Here is a 17,731-nt window from a genome sequence, read left to right as displayed (position 1 = left end):
AAAGAGGAAGAACAATGATTAAATTATGCCGTCTGGATGATCGGATGATTCATGGCCAGATCGTAACGAAATGGTCGCGGGTGGTTCCCGTTGACCGGATTATCGTCGCCAACGATCAGGCCGGTTCCAATCCGATTATCGCCAAATCGCTGTTGATGGCTGCACCGGGCAATATCAAGGTCGCCGTAAAAACGGTTAAGGACGCAGTTGAGCTGCTGCACAATCCGAAGGCGTCCGCTCATGATATCCTGTTGATTGTCGCGAATCCGCAGGATCTGCTTACGGTCGTGGAACAAGTGGAAGGAATCCATCGCGTGAATATCGGGAACTGGGGGTTGCTGGAAGCCAGCGATGGTAAACAGCGGGAAATGGTTTCCCAGTTTGTCGCGTTATCGGAAGATGAGAAAGCGATTCTCGCGAAAGTCAACGAGAAAGTCGAGGATTTCGTTCTACAGGTAACGCCGGACGTTTCTGCGATCAAGGTTTCGTCAATTTTGAGAAAATAGAAAAGGGGAATTTTCATGTTAATCGCTGCATTAAAACTCAGCCTTCTTTACTGGCTTTTAGGAATTTTAGATACCGCGGCGCTGGGCTGGCAGGCCCTGACGCGGCCGATCGTCGTCTGTCCGCTGGTCGGCATTCTCTTAGGCGATGTGACGACCGGCTGTATTCTTGGCGCTTCGCTGGAATCGTTATTTATGGGCATTTCGGCAATCGGCGGTTCGATTCCGGCCGACGCTACGACCACTAGCTACGTCGCTACGGCATTCGTCATTCTGACCGGCGCCGATATTGAATCGGCAGTGGCGATCGCGATGCCGATCGGTACGGTCTTAGCGTCCGTCACGATGCTTCCGTATGGGTTGTTCTCACCGATTCAGGGCTTTTTTACAAAATTATTGCAGGATAATAAAATCAAGCAGTATGAAATCGCGGTCTGGGTCTTTACGTTTATTTCGCCGTTGATCAATACGGTCATTCTGTTCGGCTGCATTTACTTCGGCGTCGATGCGCTGCAGCTGGCGATCGCTTCGCTGCCGGCATGGGTCATGACTGGCTTGGGCGCGGTCAGTTCTATGGCGCTGGCCGTCGGCTTTGCGATCCTGACGTCGCAGATCATGAATAAAGAAACGGTCATCTGGTTTTTCGTCGGCTTCGTTTTAGTCAAATACGTCAGTCTGGATACCGTGGCCGTCGCCGTCATCGGCGCTGCCGTGGCAATCACGATCTTCCTGTTGGAAAAGAAAATTATTGAAAATAAAGGAAAACCGGAAAGCAAAGAGGAGGAGGAATTTTTCTGATGAAAAACATGATGATCAGCGCTGATGAAAAAAAGCTGCTCCGCAAAGTGGAGATTCGCTCGCATACCTGCTTTTTGGCCGCTACGATGGTCAATATGGAAGGCAACGGCTTTACGTTCTCGTTAATTCCGGCGATTGAAGAAATTTATAAGGATGATCCGGAAGGGAAAAAGGAAGCCTATACCCGGCATCAACAGTTTTTCAACACCCACGCCGTCCCATTCTCCTTCATTGTCGGCCTGGCCTGGGCGATGGAAAAGGAAAAGAAGGAAAAAGGTTCGGTTGACGGCGAAACCATCTCCAGCGTTAAGTCCGCGCTGATGGGACCGACCGCGGGGATGTTCGACAACCTGTTCTTCAACTGTCTGCGCATCATCGCCGCCGGCATCGGCATCGGTCTGGCACAGCAGGGGAATATCCTGGGCATGGTGATGTTTATCCTGATTTACGGCGTGCCGCAGTCGGTGGTTAAAATGTGGTTCTGCCGGCTGGGCTACACCTACGGCACAGCGTTTATCGACATGATGTTCAGCACCGGCTTGATGGCCAGCTTTACCAAGGCCGCTTCCATTCTGGGAATTATGATGGTCGGCGCGATGACGGCACAGATGGTGTATGTTCCGTTGAATCTGATCCTGCATATCGGTCCGGCAACGCTGGAAGTTGCGCCGGTGCTTGACGCGATTTTTCCGGGTTTTATGAGCATCGCGCTGTTATTCGGCTATGTCGCGCTGATTAAAAAGGGCTGGAAGCCGATCAACCTGATTTTATTGACGATGGTCATCGGTTTAGTCGGCGCTTTAATCCATATCTTCTAGTTTGACAGAACAGAGCGCAGCGGGTTCAGGGGTGTACCTTTCCCAGACAATTCCGAACGCTCTGTTCTTTTCTCAAACACGCAGGGAGAAAACGTTTAAAAACAGAGCTCATGTTATTTTAGTCTTAGGGTTTGGAAGATTCAGGTTTACAATAGAAGAGAAGGAGGCCTAGCCTTATGAAATTGCTTGTTCAAGGCGACGATTATGGTTTTACGAAAGGCGTGACGTTGGGGATGCTGGAAGGCATCGACCACGGCGTATTAACCTGCAGCGGCTTATTTGTTAATATGCCGGATGCGGAATGGGCGGCTGCGCAGATGCGCGCCCGGCCGGATTTTTGCTGGGGTATCGACTTCAATCTGGTGACCGGACCGTGCTGTGCCGATCCGCGCAAAATCCCACATTTTGTCGACGCCGCCGGAAACTTTATTCGTTCCGGCATAACGGTCCGGGATCCGCGCTGGCAGAGCGAAGCCGGACGGCGCGCGATGTTTCCCTTTGAAGAATGTTATTTGGAAGTCCGCGCGCAGTTTGACCGCTATGTAAAGCTGGTTGGGAAAAAGCCGGGCTATCTCAACGGCCATTCCATCAATCATGAAAATCTGACGGCGGCGATCCGGCAGCTGGCCAGAGAAGAAGCGCTGCCGTATACCAACGATATTCTCGAACAGTTTCATTTTGCCTGGGCGGTAGATATCGGCGGCAACGAAGCGACGACGAAGAAAATTTTTGATCCGGCCCGTCAGGTGAACCGCAATCCGCTGCAGTACTTTATGGATCACGCCGACGATTATCTGAAGCATGAATATGTGTTCGCGGGCGGTCATCCAGGCTATGTCGACGCGGAGCTGTTCAGCCAGACCTCGCTGTCAATTGAACGCTGCCGGGATTTGGAAATGGTTCTTTCGCCGGTGTTGAAGCAATGGATCGAAGAACACCAGGTTGAGCTGATCAGCTATGCTGATTTAATTTAGGAGGAAGAAAACAATGAAATTATTAGTTCAAGGCGACGATTACGGTTTTACCAAAGGCGTAACCTACGGCATTATTGAAGCGATTGACAACGGCATCCTGACATGCACCGGGATGTTTACCAATATGGAAATTGCGCCGTGGGCCGCGCAGTTCATCAAGGAAAGACCCGATTTCTGCTTCGGCATCGACTTCAATCTCGTTGCCGGACCATCCTGCGCGCCGGCTGAGAAAATTCCGCATCTCGTTGATGAAAACGGCCGCCTGATCCGTTCGAATATCCGGATTCATGATCCCCGCTGGCAAAGTGAGGAAGGCCGTGCAGAATTATTCCCTTACGATGAAGTCTATACGGAGATCAAAGCGCAGTACGATCGTTTTATCGAGCTGACCGGGCGCAAGCCAGGCTATTTAAACGGCCATTCGATTGTTGCGGAAACGATGCTCAAAGCGATGCGTAAAATTGCTGAGGATGAAGACCTGCCGTTTGCCTTTGATTTTATGCAGATGGCGTTTACGACCTTCTCATTGCCGGAGGAAGAAGACGAGAAAACCAACGCTTCGGTATCGAAAGTCTTTGACCCTCAAGCGCAGCTGAAAAAAGATCCGCTGGGAAAATTCCTGAAATATCAAGACGAGCTTTTAAAACATGAGTATGTTCTGGCCGGAGGGCATCCGGGGTATGTCGACGCCGACCTGTTCAGTCAGACGTCGTTGTCGATCGAGCGGTGCAAGGATCTGGAATTCGTCACTTCGCCGCTGATGAAGGCGTTCGTTGAAGAAAATCATGTCGAACTCATCGACTATTACGACGTAGCGGAAATCATGAAGCAGGGCTTGATCAAAAACGCTGAAAAATAAAGAATCTGCGTTTTAGAAGGGAGAAAATCATGTATATTCAATCGACGAGAATCGTTACACCGCAGGGCTGCGTCAGCGGAATCCTGCATCTGGAGCAGGGAAAGATCGTTGAGCTTCTGGATGTTCACAGTCCTGTTACGGTCAATTTGGACGTTCAGGACAACCGGATTCTGCCGGGGATTATCGATACACATAACCATGGAACGCTGGGCTATGGCGCGATGGGCTTTGAGGGCGACATCGAAAAGGAACTGCGTGGATATTTAAAGGGACTGGCCTCCCAGGGCGTGACCGGCGTGCTGCCGACAACGGATTTCGCCGGCTTTGAAACGGTCGCGAAGCTTGCAGAGGAAGACGTAGACGGCGCGAAGGTGCTGGGTATTCATTCTGAAGGTCCGTATCTCAACCGTGTCGGTGAAAAGGGCGTGGATACGGGACATCCGGATATCGATCTGGACGAGCTGAAACAAAACGTCGCGAAAGCGCGCGGCAAGCTGAAATTGTTCGCAATCGCGCCGGAATTGCCTAAGGCCCGCGAAGCGATCGAGTATTTGACCGGCGAGGGCGTGCGGGTGGCTTTCGCTCACAGCAATATGATGCTGGAGGAAGCCAACGAAGCGTTCAGCTGGGGCATCACCGTTTCGACGCACACTGCGAACGTCATGAGCGGGATCCATCACCGCAACATGGGCGGATTGGGCGCTTGTCTGCTGAACGATGGGCTTTATAATGAAGTGATCTGCGATGGCAAGCATATCTGCAACGCGATGCTGGAATTGATGTTTAGGATGAAGCGTGATCCGTTTAATCACTTTCTGATGGTGTCGGACTGCTCGAATCTGTCGGGTGCGCCGGTCGGAAAATTCCGGATGATGGAAGGCTTCCCGGACGTCAATATCACGCCGGACGGCTATTGCCTTTCCGATACCGGGCGGCTGTGCGGATCGACAATGCCAGTGCTGAAAGGGATTGAAAATCTTGTAGAAAACGTAGGAATCGGGATGAAATACGCGGTGCGGATGGCCAGCCGCAACCCGGCGCTGGTTTACGGCTATCCTGATAAGGGCGCGCTGGAAGTCGGAAAGGATGCCGATCTGATCGTGATTGACGATCAATACCGTTGTCTGTACACGTTCAGCGAGGGCCGCTGCGTTTACGACCGGCAGATGGAAGGCGATGTGTTCAATCAGGAATTCCTGAAAACGCACCGGGTTGCTTAGCCTGAAAGCAGGAAAAAACAGGCGATCGCATGAAAGCTGACACCTATTTACTAGCCCATGAAAAGATCGGGACGGCGATGATCAAGCTCGCCGTTCCGGCAGTCATGGTTTCTGTTATCTCGCTGATTTATGAGCTGATCAATTCTTTTTTTATCGGCCGGCTGAACAACACGGCGATGCTGGCATCCATTTCGTTGTCGGCGACGCTGACGCTGCTGATTTCCAAGATCGGCGAAGCGGCCGGCATTGGCGCGGCGAGCTATCTGGGCCGGCAGTTAGGCGCGAAGCAGGAAGATGCAGCGGTCGAAATCGTCCGCACGACGATCACATTTACAGCTGTGTTTTCAGCTGTGTTCACTTTAGCGGCGCTGTTACTTCTGAATCCGTATCTCCGCTGGCAGACCCAGGATCCGGCTGTGCTTGGTTATGGGCAGGCGTATGGGCTGATCATGATCCTGTTCGCGGTCTGTACCTCGTTGTATACTGCGTGCATCCAGTTGTTCCGGGCTGTCGGCGATGTGAAGTATCCGATGGTGGTCATGGCCCTCAGCGTGCTTTTGAATATCCTTCTCGATCCGTTTTTAATGTTTGATTTCGGCCTGGGTCTTGGCGTTGTGGGCGCGGCAATTGCCAGCGCGGCGGCGCAGTTTGCGGCGTTGGTGCTGTGTCTGCGGCGGTTATCGTCGAAACAAACGGTGCTGCATTGGAAGCTGTTTGATTTTCATATCGACTGGCCGATCATCCGCGAGATCTTCTCCGTCGGCTTTGCGGTTTATGTGCGGAACCTGATGTCCAGCGTGGCAATTCTGGTTTTTACCAAGGTCGTGTTCACTTATGGCGTCGACTTCGCCGCCGGCTGCAACGTCGGCAAGTTCACGATGTATTTCGTCAATTTCTTTATTCAGGGCGTAGCGAACGGCTATCTGCCGCTGGCCTCATTTACGTATGGCGCGAAGGACTACCAAAGGCTGTGGGACGCGATCGTTTGGAATCTCAAGGTGTTGACGGGTTATAGCCTGATCGCAATCGGATTAGTCGCGTTGTTTGCCCCGGCGTTTGTTTCGGTCTTTACAACCGGGCAGGCGGCGCAGAGTTATGGTGCTCAGTATCTGAAGGCGTATAATTGGTCGCTGCCAGTGTATTCGATTTATTATATTTTCACGATCACGCTGCAGGCGGCCGGAAAGGGGCGGGAATCGATGATTCTGTCGTTGTTCCGACAGGGAATCATCTATGTTCCGCTGCTGCTTCTGCTTTCCAGGACGCTGGGTGAGACCGGTGTTTTCTACGCGCAGCCCGGTGCCGATTGGATTACGGTGCTGACGGCGGTAATTTTGTCGCGATCGTTGATCCGTGAAATCTTCATGGGAAAGGAAAAGCAAAAGCGAGCTTCTTTTGCCGGGGAAAGTCATGTTTGAATTATGGATTATCCTTGTCATTCTGTTTCTGTTTGCGTTGTCGATCGTCATCCCGAAGCGGCTCCGCAGCCGGCTGGCCGGAGAACTGTCAAGCTGTCTGATGACACGGGATTTTGATCGATTTGACCGGCTGATTGAAAAACGGTCGGCGCAGTTTGTCTTCGATCCGTTTAATATTGACTTCATGAAATTAAACGCGGCGTTGGTTAAGCAGGATCCGGCTGAGATTGACCGGCGGTTCGCTGATTTTGATCAATGCAGGCTGAACGACAAGCAGAAGGAAGCGGTTTATTACAACGCGTTCTATTATTATGTCGCATGCTCGGACATTGCGAAGGTCAGGCTGTACGGCAACCGGCTTTTGAATTTAGCGACCTGTTCAGAAGCATTAAAAGCCGAAACACAGAAATATTACGCCGTGATGATCGATCATTCGTACGCGGATCTGGATGAAGATCTGGCCAGACTGGATCAGCTGGAGGGCGAAGAAAAAGCGAAAGCAGAATTTCTGATCTCCAAGATGTTTGAGAACCAAGGCGACAGTCAACAGGCGAAACTCTATTTAGACCGTTCTCTGGAACACCTGCATTCGTAAAAATAGAATCTGTCCGAATTCCCGACAGATATAGGAAGTATCTGTCCGGGTGAATGAATGTAAAAGAAAAGACTAAAGGGAAGGTCTGAAGTATGGCTTATACTCGGTTCAGGCTTAGTTCAGCAGATTAATAGTAAAGAAGCAGGCGGTATAAAGCTTTATACTCCCTGCTATTTTTATCTTGATTTAAATTTGAGTTAAAGCTCGCAGCGCGTTGGTTTAGTCTTTTTCATGAGGTTGGGAAGCAAGCCATTTCGGGAGATCTTCGGGCGTGTTCTCCGTATTTAAAATCTCGAAGGAATCGACAATTTTTTTATTTATTCGGTGCTGGAGAGTAGGCACGCTGCGCAGGCGCTGTTTAGCAAAGAAATCGGAGGAAGTCTCGATACCTTCCTCGAATTTTTGATCATGCTGGGGATCGGTATCAGGAATCCGGGTAAAGGCCAGAATTGGATCCATATCCATGACATAGATTGCCGCAGGCGCGGACAACGTTGCTTCGGCAATCTTTTCCAGCATCACCGGGCATCCCGCGACGATGTCGCTGGCGCTGCAAAATAAAATATAATAGTTATCCTGATCCGATCCGCCTAATGTGGACAGCTGTTCTTCATCCAGGGTCATCGGGGCAGGATGCTTTGAAATTTCCGCTCCCAACGGACTTATGTTTTTACTGCAGGCACTGACGATCAACAATAAGCAAAAGGCAAAGATGAAACGCTTGAATGATTTCATAAACATACCTCTTTTCTGAATTCAGATAAATTGACTATCATTTATTTTCCGAGGGCATAGGTTGATTCTATTTTATCATGGAGGAGGAAGAAAGAAAATCATGAACAAATCGAATCAGCGAATGTAACAAAAATGAAAGAATTTGAAAGAAGATGAGGAAAAAGTGAAAACCAGCGGAAAATCAGAATCAAACATGCTATACTAATACCATATTTTGGGGGTAAAAACATGAAAAAAATCCGCTTAGATCAATTCACGGAATATCGCTTTTGTTCCAATCTTCAAGCTGGGGCGAAACCCGGCACCGCGGCGTTTGTGGTGACGCAGGCCAACGGGGACAATGGGTATGACAACCATCTGTGGCTGCTGGAGGACGGGCAGGTCCGGCAGCTGACTTCATTTAACGAATCCAATTTTATCTGGGAAGATGAGGAAACGCTGTTGTTTGCTTCCCTGCGGGATCCGAAGGATAAAGAAGCGCTGGCTGCGGGCGAGGAGCGCACGGTTTTTTACCGGCTGAATATTCATCAGGGCGAAGCGCGGAAGGCGATGACGATTCCTTATACGGTCACCGGTTTTAAACGGATGAAGGACGGCCGGCTGCTTCTGACGATCCGCTATCATCTTGACTATTCCCGCATGGCTGAGCTGCCGGAACAGGAAAAGCAGACGTTGTTAAAGAAGAAAAAAGAAGAACAGGATTATCAGATCGTGAGCGAAGCGCCGTATTATTTTGACGGGGCCGGATTTACTAACGGACTGCGCAGCCGCCTGGCAGTCTGGGATCCGAAGCAGGGATCTGTAGACTTTTTAACAGCGCCGACATTTGCGGTTTCCGGACTGGAGCTGGAAGCGGAAACCAATCAGGTTGTTTTCTGGGGTGCGGATTTCACGGCTGTCAAAGAAGTGAAGGACGGGCTGTACCGGCTGGATCTCACGACGAAAACGATCGATTGCCTGATCGAACCGGGCCAGATGAAGATCAGTTTCGCCCAGGGGTACTGCGGTGCGATTCTGGCCGCAATGAGCGCTGGCGGGAAATATGGCGCGGGTGAAACGCCGAAACTATATTTAATTGATCCGCAGACCAAGGCCCGGACGCTGTTTAACGACAACGACGCGACGTTTGGCAACGCTGTCGGCACAGACTGCGCGTTTGGCGGCAGCGCGATGAAGAAGATTGCGAGCACAGATTTCTATGCCGTGATGACTGATGCCGATCACACGCCGCTGTTTCGCTTTGACAGTCAGGGACGCCGGACGGAGGCGCTGCCGTTTGACGGAGCGATCTTCGGTTTTGATCTGCAGGGAGATACGGCCTATTTGATCGCGATGAAAGACATGAAGCTGCAGGAAATTTACGAAGCAAACTTAAAGACGGGAGAATGCGTGCAGCGCTCGCATTTCAACGACGCGGTACTGGCTGAATGTTATGTAGCGAAGCCGAAGCGGCTGGACTATGCGCAGACTCCGGATCCGCTTTGGGGCTGGGTGCTGGAGCCGAAGGACTATGATCCATCGAAAAAATATCCGGCGATTCTGGATATCCACGGCGGGCCGCGCGGCTCCTATGGAACGGTTTTCTATCATGAAATGCAGCTGTGGGCCAACGAGGGCTACTTCGTCTTCTTCTGCAACGTCCATGGCTCTGACGGCCGCGGCGATGCGTTCGCCGATCTGCGCGGAAAATTCGGTACGATCGATTTCGACGATTTTATGCAGTTTACCGACGCTGTGCTGAAAGCCTATCCGCAGATTGACGCAAAGCGAATCGGCGTGACGGGCGGCAGCTACGGCGGCTATATGACCAACTGGATTATCGGCCATACCGACCGGTTTGCCTGCGCAGCTTCGCAGCGTTCGATTTCCAACTGGGTCTCGGAAAACATGGTGTCTGATATCGGCTTCTCCTTCGGCAACGATCAAATGGACGCCACGCCGTGGAGCGACGTGAATAAGATCTGGGACCAGTCGCCGCTGAAGGCCGCGGACCGATGCGTTACCCCGACGCTGTTTATCCATTCGTTTGAAGACTACCGCTGTCCGATTCAGGAGGGCATGCAGATGTACAACGCGATCGTCCATCATGGAGTGGAAGCCCGGATGTGCCTGTTCAAAGGCGAAAGCCATGGTCTCAGCCGCGGCGGCAAGCCGCTGCACCGAATCCGCCGGCTGCAGGAAATTACCGACTGGATGAACCGATTTTGTAAGCAGGAGGAGAAATAATTCTATGAATAAAGTAACGATTGATTTTTTTGATCAGGCGCATTTCTTATCGAACCTGAAAGCAAGTCCGGATGGACGCCGCGCCGCCTTTCTTGAATGTCAGTGCCGCGATGAGGGCTATGCGAAAAGTCTGCATCTCTGCGATGGCGATCATACTTCGCGGTTAACCAGCGAGGGCGTCATGGATTATGTGTGGGAGAATGATCAGACGATTCTGTTTTCCGCCCGGCGCCGGCCGGGACAAAAGGACAGCTCACGTTATGGCGAACAAACCGATCTGTACCGCATTGATATCCGGGGCGGGGAAGCCCGGCATCTGATCAGTCTGCCGCTGGCGATTGAACAGATGGAGAAGCTGAATGACCGTGAGCTGTTAGTAACGGCGGAGGTGCGCAAGGACTGTCCGGATTTTGCGTTATTGACAGAAAAAGAACGTCAAGACGTCATCGATCGGCGCAAGGCGGAGGAAGACTATCAGGTCGTCACGGAATCGCCATTTGTGCTGGATGGCAGCGGCTTTATCGAGGGTACCCGCAGCCGCCTGTTCTGCGTTGATCTGGACAATGGGAAAATAGAAGCTCTGAGCGAACCGCTCGAATCCGTCAGCCAGTTCACCGTTGCGGACGGCCGGGTTTTAATGAGCGTGAAAAAGTTTGAGGTTGTCCGTGGGGAACAGGATGGCTTAGTCTGCCTGGATCTGGTTACGAATCAGCGCCGGTGGTTGATCGAACAGGGGCGGATGCGGATCCGCCAGATCGGCTGGCGTCGGGGACAGGCAGTTTTCTTCGCATCCGAGAATAAAACGTTTGGAACGACGGAAAACCCGAAGCTCTATCAGCTGGATGTTGAGACAGGTGAAATCCGCTGTCTGCTCGATACGGAAAACCACATCGGCTCCAGCGCGGTCATGACCGACGTTATTTACGGCTCCGGCCAGCAGGTCTTGTTTTCCGACGAGGCCGTATTGGCTGTGCATACGGACCGCTATGCGGATGAAATTTTACGGATTGATGAACACGGCAGCGCAGCGGTACTAAGCTGGCCGGGAGCGATTCAGGCGATTGAAACGGTCAATGGTCAGCTGTGGCTGATCGGCTTACAAGATCAGAAGCTACAGGAGCTTTACAGCTGGGATCCGGAAACGAAAACGACCCGGCAGCTTACGCATTTTCATGATGAACTGTTGGCGGAAACCGAGATTGCCAAGCCGGAGCATTTCATGGTCAGCCGCGGCGGCTATGAGCTGGATGGCTGGATTCTCAAGCCGGCGGACTTTGATGAAAAGCGCACCTATCCGGCGATCCTGGATATTCATGGCGGACCGAAAACGGCGTATGGCGAGGTGTTCTTCCATGAAATGCAGTTTTGGGCGGCGCAGGGCTATATCGTCTTTTTCTGCAACCCGACCGGTTCCGACGGCAGAGGCGATCAGTTTGCCGATCTGCGCGGCCACTATGGGCAGATCGACTATGAAGATCTGATGGTCTTTACTGATGCGGTCTTAGACCGTGTGCCGCAGATTGACGTTCAACGCTTGGGCGTGACCGGCGGCAGCTACGGCGGCTACATGACCAACTGGATCATCGGCCATACCGACCGTTTCAGGGCGGCGGCCAGTCAGCGCAGCATCGCCAACTGGGTGTCGATGATCGGCACGGACGACTGCGGCTTCACCTTTGATACCGATCAGATGGATGCCGATCCGTGGAATGGAATGTTAAAAATCTGGGATCAGTCGCCGCTGCAGTTTGCGGATAAAGTGAAAACGCCGACGGTTTTTATCCATTCCTTTGAAGATTACAGCTGTCCGATTCAGGAGGGCATGCAGATGTACAATGCGATCGTGCATCATGGAGTGGAAGCGCGGATGTGCCTGTTTAAAGGCGAAAGTCATGGCCTGAGCCGGATCGGCAAGCGCCATCACCGCGTGCGCCGGCTGCGCGAGATGACCGATTGGTTTGATCATTATTTAAAGGAGAACGCTCATGAATAAAATTACGGTCGACCATTTCCAGCGCGTGCAGTTTCTTTCTGCGCTGGCGCTGTCGCCGGCCGGTCAGCCGGCCTGGGTGCGGACGCGGGTTGAAAATGATGCGTACACCGGCCAGCTGTTTGTGCTCGATCATGCCCAGCCGAAACAGCTGACCTCCGGCAATGAGAGCCTGTTTGTCTGGGACGATGAAAAGACGCTTCTGTTTATTTCCAGCCGCGGTGAAAAGCCGCAGCCGGAAGCCGAATCCACAACGTTTTACCGGATCCGCACCGACGGTGGGGAGGCGATCAAAGCCTTCACGCTGCCCCTGAAAGTCCGGCAGATCGTTCCGGTCAAAAAGGGACTTTATGTTTTGACTGCCCAGATTGATCTGACGGCGGCGGATTATTGGCAAATGAGCGAAGCGGAGCGCGAAGCCTTGCATCAGCGGCGCAAAGCGGAGGCGGACTATCAGATCGTCAGCGAACAGCCGTACTATCAGGACGGTGCCGGCTATACCAATGGTCTGCGCAGCCGGCTGTTTCTCTACGATGAAGCTCAGGATGAATTAAAACCGCTGTGCGAGCCGCAGTTTCACGTTTCCCGCACGGTTGTCAGTCCGGATCACAACCATTTAGCGATTTCCGGGGCGCCGTTTGTCAAAGTCCGGCAACCAAAGGAAGGTCTGTACCGGATGGATCTGAACACACTGAAATCCGATTGCCTGCTGGAGCCGGGACAGTTCAGCATTGCCGAGATTCAATGGCTGTCTGAGACGCAGATTCTGGCGGCGATGAGCAATCAGAAACGCTATGGAGCGATTGAAAATCCGTTCTTCTACACACTTGACGCCTATACCGGCAAACGGGAACTGCTGGCGGAAAATGAAGAAAGCTTAGGCAGCGCGCTGGGCAGCGATTGTCAATACGGTTCGGGAAAACAGACGCAGATGGTCTCTGACGGGCTGTTCATAGTGCATACACTTGGAGCCTTCGATGAAGTCCGCTGTCTGAAAGCAGATGGAACCTGGCGCACAATCATGCAGCTGGACGGCTCCATCCAGGCACTGGCCGTGGCTGACGAAAAGCTGTGGCTAATCGCGATGCTGGGGCAGAAGCTGCCGGAGCTGGTTTGTTTCGATCTGAAAACGAATGAGCTGCATCCGATGACTGCCTTCAACGAAGCGGTGCTGGAGGATTGTTATGTCGCTGAACCGGAGCCGCTGAGTATTCCGGCAGGCGAGTTCCGGGTTGACGGCTGGGTGCTGAAGCCGAAGGACTATGATCCCAATCAAAAATATCCGGCAATCCTCAATATCCACGGCGGACCGAAGGCTGCCTATGGCCCGGTATTTTTCCATGAGATGCAGTTCTGGGCCAGCGAGGGATATTTCGTGATGTTCTGCAATCCCCGCGGCTCCAACGGCAAGGGTAATGCGTTTGCTGAACTGCGCGGGCTGTACGGAACGATTGACTATGACGATCTGATGAACTTTACCGACGCCGTTCTGGCGGCGTATCCGGCGATTGACGCTGAACGAATCGGCGTAACCGGCGGCAGCTACGGCGGTTACATGACCAACTGGATGATCGGTCATACCGACCGCTTTGCGGCCGCGGCCAGCCAGCGCAGCATTGCCAACTGGGTTTCCTTAATCTGCTACGCCGACATCGGCTTTACCTTTGACAACGATCAGATGGGCGCCGACCCGTGGAGCGACGTGCAGAAGGTCTGGGATCAGTCGCCGCTGCAGTTTGCGGACAAAGCTAAGACGCCGACGCTGTTCATCCATTCGTTTGAGGATTACCGCTGTCTGCTTCAGGAGGGCATGCAGATGTACAACGCGCTGGTGCATCACGGCGCCGAAGCCCGGATGTGCCTGTTCAAGGGAGAAAGCCACGGGCTGAGCCGGATCGGCAAGCCGTCCCACCGCGTGCGCCGGCTTCAGGAGATTACCGCATGGATGGATCGCTGGTGCAAACCCGCGACAGAAAACAAATCATAGAAATGAGGCAGAAAACAAACTGCCTTTTTTCATATTTTGGACACTTCCCCATACACTGGTAATGAGGTGTCGATATGAAAAAACTTGCCAGTATCGTAATTGCGCTGTCCTTATTTCTTGTTTCCGTCCACGCGACGACCTCGCAGGGCGTCGATTTAACGCCGTCGGCGAAAGCGGCGATCTTGATTGACTATGAAACCGGGCAGATCTTGTATGAAAAAAATTCGTCCGCGAAGCTGTATCCGGCGTCGATGACCAAAATGATGAGCTTGCTTCTGGTGGTGGAGGCGATCCATAACGGCAAGCTGAGCTGGGATACCGAAGTAACGGCTTCCGCGCATGCTTCCTCAATGGGCGGGTCGCAGATTTTTCTGGAAACCGGCGAGGTCATGACAGTGGAAGACCTGTATAAGGCCTCGACGGTCGCCAGCGCCAACGACGCGATCGTCGCGTTGGCAGAAAAGGTCGGCGGCAGCGAGGAGAACTTTGCCGCGATGATGAATGAAAAAGCGGAACAGCTGGGCTTGGAACAAACCCATTTCGTCAATGCCACCGGCCTGCACGACGATAACCATTACTCCTGCGCCAAGGATATGGCGGCGATCGGACGGGCACTGATTCAGGAAGGTCAGGACGATATCCTGCGCTTTACCTCGACGTATGACGACTATATCCGGGCCGATACGGAAAACAAATTCTGGCTGGTCAACACGAACAAGCTGATCCGCACCTATCAGGGGATGGACGGCCTGAAGACCGGCTACACGACTCAGTCGATGTACTGTATCACGGTGACGGCCAAACGCGACGGTCTGCGTCTGATCGGCGTCGCGATGGGCGAGCCGACGCGCGATGTCCGCAACAGCGAAGCTTCCGCGCTTTTGGATTATGGATTCAGCACCTACGGCTATCAGATCGAAATGGAAAAAGGCACGCCGGTAACAACGATCAAGGTCGATAACGGCAAGCCGGACGAGGTCCGTCTGGTTACCAAAGAGGCGATCGGCCACATCGTCGCCAAAGGCGCTCAGTCTGCCTTGATCAATACCGAGATTGTGCTGGATAAGAAAAAAGCACCGATCCAGGCCGGCGAAACGGTCGGCCGGGTGATTCTGCATTTTGAGGATGGGACGCAGATCGGTCAGGATCTGGTGGCGGAAGAAGCGATCATGCCGCTGGATTTCATTGATATTCTTTTGAAAACCTGGAAAAAACTGTTGTTCTGACAATTTACGACATGACCCGTAGTCCGGGATAAACGCGCAGAAATGATGAACTATCCCGATGAAGCCGCTGCTTTCTCCGCGGCTTTTTTACGTTGGAAAACGTTTACCTGGACCCCGGCGCACTATGAAAAGAATGTCGCAAAAACACTTGTTTTAGCGGATATTTCCACAACAAAAAGGGCTTCCATTACAATGAAGAGGAAAGGAGGATGCAGTATGAAGTGCATTCAACAGGACGATGCTTTGATCTTCGCCTTCTGCGGGGATCTGGACAATTTGTCGATTCTCAAGATCAAGGCCGACGTAATCCGTGAAATAGATCGGGTCCAGGCACCCGTGGTGAAATTTGATTTCAAGGACGTGACCTTTATCGACAGCACCGGTATCGGTTTTTTATTAGCCCGCTACAATCAGGTTCAGAGTTATCGGGGCGAGCTGATTTTAAAGAACATCTCACCCGCTATCCGCAGGCTGTTCGCTTTGTCGGGGATCTTTCAGATCATGCGGGTGGAAAAGGAGAACGATAGAAAAGAGGTACATGTATGAACCGGATGACATTGAGCTTTGACGCCAAGCTGGAAAACGAGGCGTTCGCCCGCACCAGCGCCGTGGCTTTTCTGATGCCGCTCAATCCGACCGTGGATGAGATCATGGAGATCAAAACCATCCTGGCCGAAGCGGTCGTCAACTGTATGATTCATGGTTATCAGGGCCGGGAGGAAGGTCAGGTCCGGGTCAGCGTGTCGTATGATGAAACCCATCGGGTTATGATTGAAGTCCAGGATTCAGGCGTCGGGATCGAAGACATTACGCTGGCCCGCCAGCCATTATACACGACGCGGGCGGATCTGGAACGATCCGGAATGGGGATGACAATTATGGAGAGCTTCTCCGACGAATTTGAGATCTGTTCTCATCCTGGCGAAGGCACAACCGTCCGGCTTGTCAAGCAGCTCCAATTTCATGAATGATCAGCAGGAATTCTTCGATCTTCTGCATCAGGCCCAGCAGGGCGACGAACAGGCCCGGGAACAGTGTGTGCTGCGCAACGTCGGACTGGTCTGGTCGATCGTCAACCGCTTCAAGACGCATTCTTCGGCTCAGGACTTGTTTCAAATCGGATGCCTGGGTTTGATGAAGGCGATCAACAACTTCGATACCAGCTATAACGTGATGTTCTCAACCTATGCCGTGCCGATCATTCTCGGTGAGATCAAGCGTTATTTTCGCGACGAAGGTCAGATGAAAATTTCCCGATCGCTGAAAGAACGTTACCTGCAGGTTCAGAAAAGCCGCGAACGGCTGGCGCAGAAGCTGCAGCGGGAACCGACGTACCGGGAGATCGGCGAGGATTTAGGCGTGGAGGAAAACGACGTCATGTTAGCGATGGAAGCGAACCAGTTTCTGGCTTCGATGGACGAGGCGTTTTATCAAAAAGACGGTTCGACGATTAAGCTGGAAGATAAGGTCGAAGACCGGCATGGCGAAGATGTGCCGATGAAGCTGGCGCTGAAAAAGGAGATCGGGCATCTGGAACAGCGCGAACAGTATCTGATTTACCTGCGCTATGAATTGGAATATAATCAGGAAGCGATCGCTAAAAAAATGGGGATCTCGCAGGTTCAGGTGTCGCGGCTGGAAAAGAAAATTCTGAACAAGCTGAAATGTAAACTGACAGAGGACGCATGAGGAGCAGACGCTCCTTTTTTTGTATTCTAAGAATTTCGATGCGTCAGAGGCAAAAGAAAATGAAAAGAATGAAACAAACTCAAATGCGTTGAAATGGAGAAGGATGAATTGTATAATTAACTCATTAGAAAGATGAGCGTTCTCTGAAAGCGAGGTCTTCTTCATGAAAACGATAACGTGTTCTGACAGGATCTATTACGATGAATTGCTTCCTGAAGAAGCTCAGGCTATCCGCCAGGATATTCTTCTGTACCATTCGATCCTCCATACTACTTATCGTTATCTGACTCTGAAAGCCCGGGGAATTCCCTTACCGTTTGAAGAATCGCTGCAGAAAGAACTGAAACGACGGTATCACACAAATGATTATTTTCCTTGTGCGGCGCAATGGGAGGCTCAGCATCAGTTGAAAGCGGACTTTGAGAACCATGAACGCTGGAAGAAGTCGTTAAAGGCAAGAGTGAAAAGCGTGGAAAAGAAAATACGGAAAACAGAGAAAGAAATCCAGCGGCTGGATAAACGGTTAGCAAAGCTGAAACAGAAAACGAAGCTGGGAAAGCAAACCCGGGAAGATTATCTCGAGGAGGTACAAGTGCTGCGGCCAACCCGGAAGCAGTTAAAGAACCAACGCTCTCAATTGATCTTTAAATTGAACCGCACGCAGCAACAGCTCAATACCGCGAATCAGAAAAT

17 protein-coding genes are annotated in these 17,731 nt (G+C 52.0%); 16 read left to right on the top strand and 1 reads right to left on the bottom strand.

Going from position 1 to position 17,731, the window contains the following annotated elements; genetic code table 11:
* Positions 1-14 precede the first annotated feature (14 nt).
* The 8 genes from DWY25_RS16090 (at position 15) to DWY25_RS16055 (ending at position 7,185) form a co-directional block, all read left to right on the top strand.
* Complete coding sequence (locus DWY25_RS16090; protein ID WP_117896080.1) at positions 15-506, top strand: PTS sugar transporter subunit IIB; 492 nt, start codon at positions 15-17, stop codon at positions 504-506.
* 15 nt (positions 507-521) lie between these two features.
* A complete protein-coding gene (locus DWY25_RS16085; protein WP_117896079.1) occupies positions 522-1,301 on the top strand; it encodes a PTS mannose/fructose/sorbose/N-acetylgalactosamine transporter subunit IIC in 780 nt (259 codons plus the stop codon).
* A complete protein-coding gene (locus DWY25_RS16080) occupies positions 1,301-2,119 on the top strand; it encodes a PTS system mannose/fructose/sorbose family transporter subunit IID (protein ID WP_117896078.1) in 819 nt (272 codons plus the stop codon). Before DWY25_RS16085 ends, DWY25_RS16080 begins: the two co-directional genes overlap by 1 nt.
* Positions 2,120-2,295: 176 nt before the next feature.
* A complete protein-coding gene (locus tag DWY25_RS16075) occupies positions 2,296-3,093 on the top strand; it encodes a ChbG/HpnK family deacetylase (protein ID WP_117896077.1) in 798 nt (265 codons plus the stop codon).
* 13 nt (positions 3,094-3,106) lie between these two features.
* Entirely contained in the window at positions 3,107-3,952 is an 846-nt protein-coding gene (locus DWY25_RS16070) for a ChbG/HpnK family deacetylase (protein WP_117896076.1), read from the top strand.
* Positions 3,953-3,981: 29 nt separating this feature from the next.
* Positions 3,982-5,172 (top strand): N-acetylglucosamine-6-phosphate deacetylase, encoded by a 1,191-nt coding sequence (locus DWY25_RS16065; RefSeq protein WP_117896075.1) that lies wholly within the window; start codon positions 3,982-3,984, stop codon positions 5,170-5,172.
* A gap of 29 nt (positions 5,173-5,201) precedes the next feature.
* The gene (locus tag DWY25_RS16060) at positions 5,202-6,590 is read left to right on the top strand and encodes an MATE family efflux transporter (RefSeq protein ID WP_117896074.1); all 1,389 of its coding nucleotides are present in this window, start codon (positions 5,202-5,204) and stop codon (positions 6,588-6,590) included.
* On the top strand, positions 6,583-7,185 hold the full coding sequence (locus DWY25_RS16055; protein ID WP_117896073.1) for a hypothetical protein: 603 nt from the start codon (positions 6,583-6,585) through the stop codon (positions 7,183-7,185). The genes DWY25_RS16060 and DWY25_RS16055 overlap by 8 nt, the downstream gene beginning before the upstream one ends.
* Positions 7,186-7,404: 219 nt before the next feature.
* Here DWY25_RS16055 and DWY25_RS16050 read toward each other — a convergent pair whose 3' ends face one another.
* Positions 7,405-7,920: a hypothetical protein gene (locus DWY25_RS16050; RefSeq protein WP_117896072.1), complete on the bottom strand. Its 516-nt coding sequence runs from the start codon at positions 7,918-7,920 to the stop codon at positions 7,405-7,407.
* A gap of 228 nt (positions 7,921-8,148) precedes the next feature.
* Between DWY25_RS16050 and DWY25_RS16045 the strand changes: the two genes are divergently transcribed.
* The 8 genes from DWY25_RS16045 to DWY25_RS16010 form a co-directional block, all read left to right on the top strand.
* Positions 8,149-10,146 (top strand): alpha/beta hydrolase family protein, encoded by a 1,998-nt coding sequence (locus DWY25_RS16045; RefSeq protein WP_117896071.1) that lies wholly within the window; start codon positions 8,149-8,151, stop codon positions 10,144-10,146.
* Between the two features lie 4 nt (positions 10,147-10,150).
* Positions 10,151-12,139: an alpha/beta hydrolase family protein gene (locus tag DWY25_RS16040; RefSeq protein ID WP_117896070.1), complete on the top strand. Its 1,989-nt coding sequence runs from the start codon at positions 10,151-10,153 to the stop codon at positions 12,137-12,139.
* The gene (locus DWY25_RS16035; protein WP_117896069.1) at positions 12,132-14,123 is read left to right on the top strand and encodes an alpha/beta hydrolase family protein; all 1,992 of its coding nucleotides are present in this window, start codon (positions 12,132-12,134) and stop codon (positions 14,121-14,123) included. The genes DWY25_RS16040 and DWY25_RS16035 overlap by 8 nt, the downstream gene beginning before the upstream one ends.
* A 74-nt stretch (positions 14,124-14,197) precedes the next feature.
* Complete coding sequence (locus tag DWY25_RS16030) at positions 14,198-15,349, top strand: D-alanyl-D-alanine carboxypeptidase family protein (protein ID WP_006060607.1); 1,152 nt, start codon at positions 14,198-14,200, stop codon at positions 15,347-15,349.
* 216 nt (positions 15,350-15,565) lie between these two features.
* Positions 15,566-15,895: an STAS domain-containing protein gene (locus DWY25_RS16025; RefSeq protein WP_039865096.1), complete on the top strand. Its 330-nt coding sequence runs from the start codon at positions 15,566-15,568 to the stop codon at positions 15,893-15,895.
* Positions 15,892-16,320, top strand: a complete 429-nt coding sequence (gene spoIIAB / locus DWY25_RS16020) for an anti-sigma F factor (protein ID WP_117896068.1) — start codon at positions 15,892-15,894, stop codon at positions 16,318-16,320. Before DWY25_RS16025 ends, spoIIAB begins: the two co-directional genes overlap by 4 nt.
* Complete coding sequence (locus tag DWY25_RS16015; protein WP_006060610.1) at positions 16,313-17,038, top strand: SigB/SigF/SigG family RNA polymerase sigma factor; 726 nt, start codon at positions 16,313-16,315, stop codon at positions 17,036-17,038. Before spoIIAB ends, DWY25_RS16015 begins: the two co-directional genes overlap by 8 nt.
* Before the next feature lie 163 nt (positions 17,039-17,201).
* On the top strand, positions 17,202-17,731 hold a 530-nt coding region (locus DWY25_RS16010; RefSeq protein ID WP_147336705.1), incomplete at its 3' end, for a coiled-coil domain-containing protein.

The sequence above is a fragment of the Holdemania filiformis genome (genome assembly GCF_003459085.1).
In the GTDB taxonomy this organism is placed as follows: domain Bacteria; phylum Bacillota_I; class Bacilli_A; order Erysipelotrichales; family Erysipelotrichaceae; genus Holdemania; species Holdemania filiformis.
The sequence above is the reverse complement of the archived record's forward strand: the minus strand, read 5'-3'. Positions and strand labels throughout refer to the sequence as shown.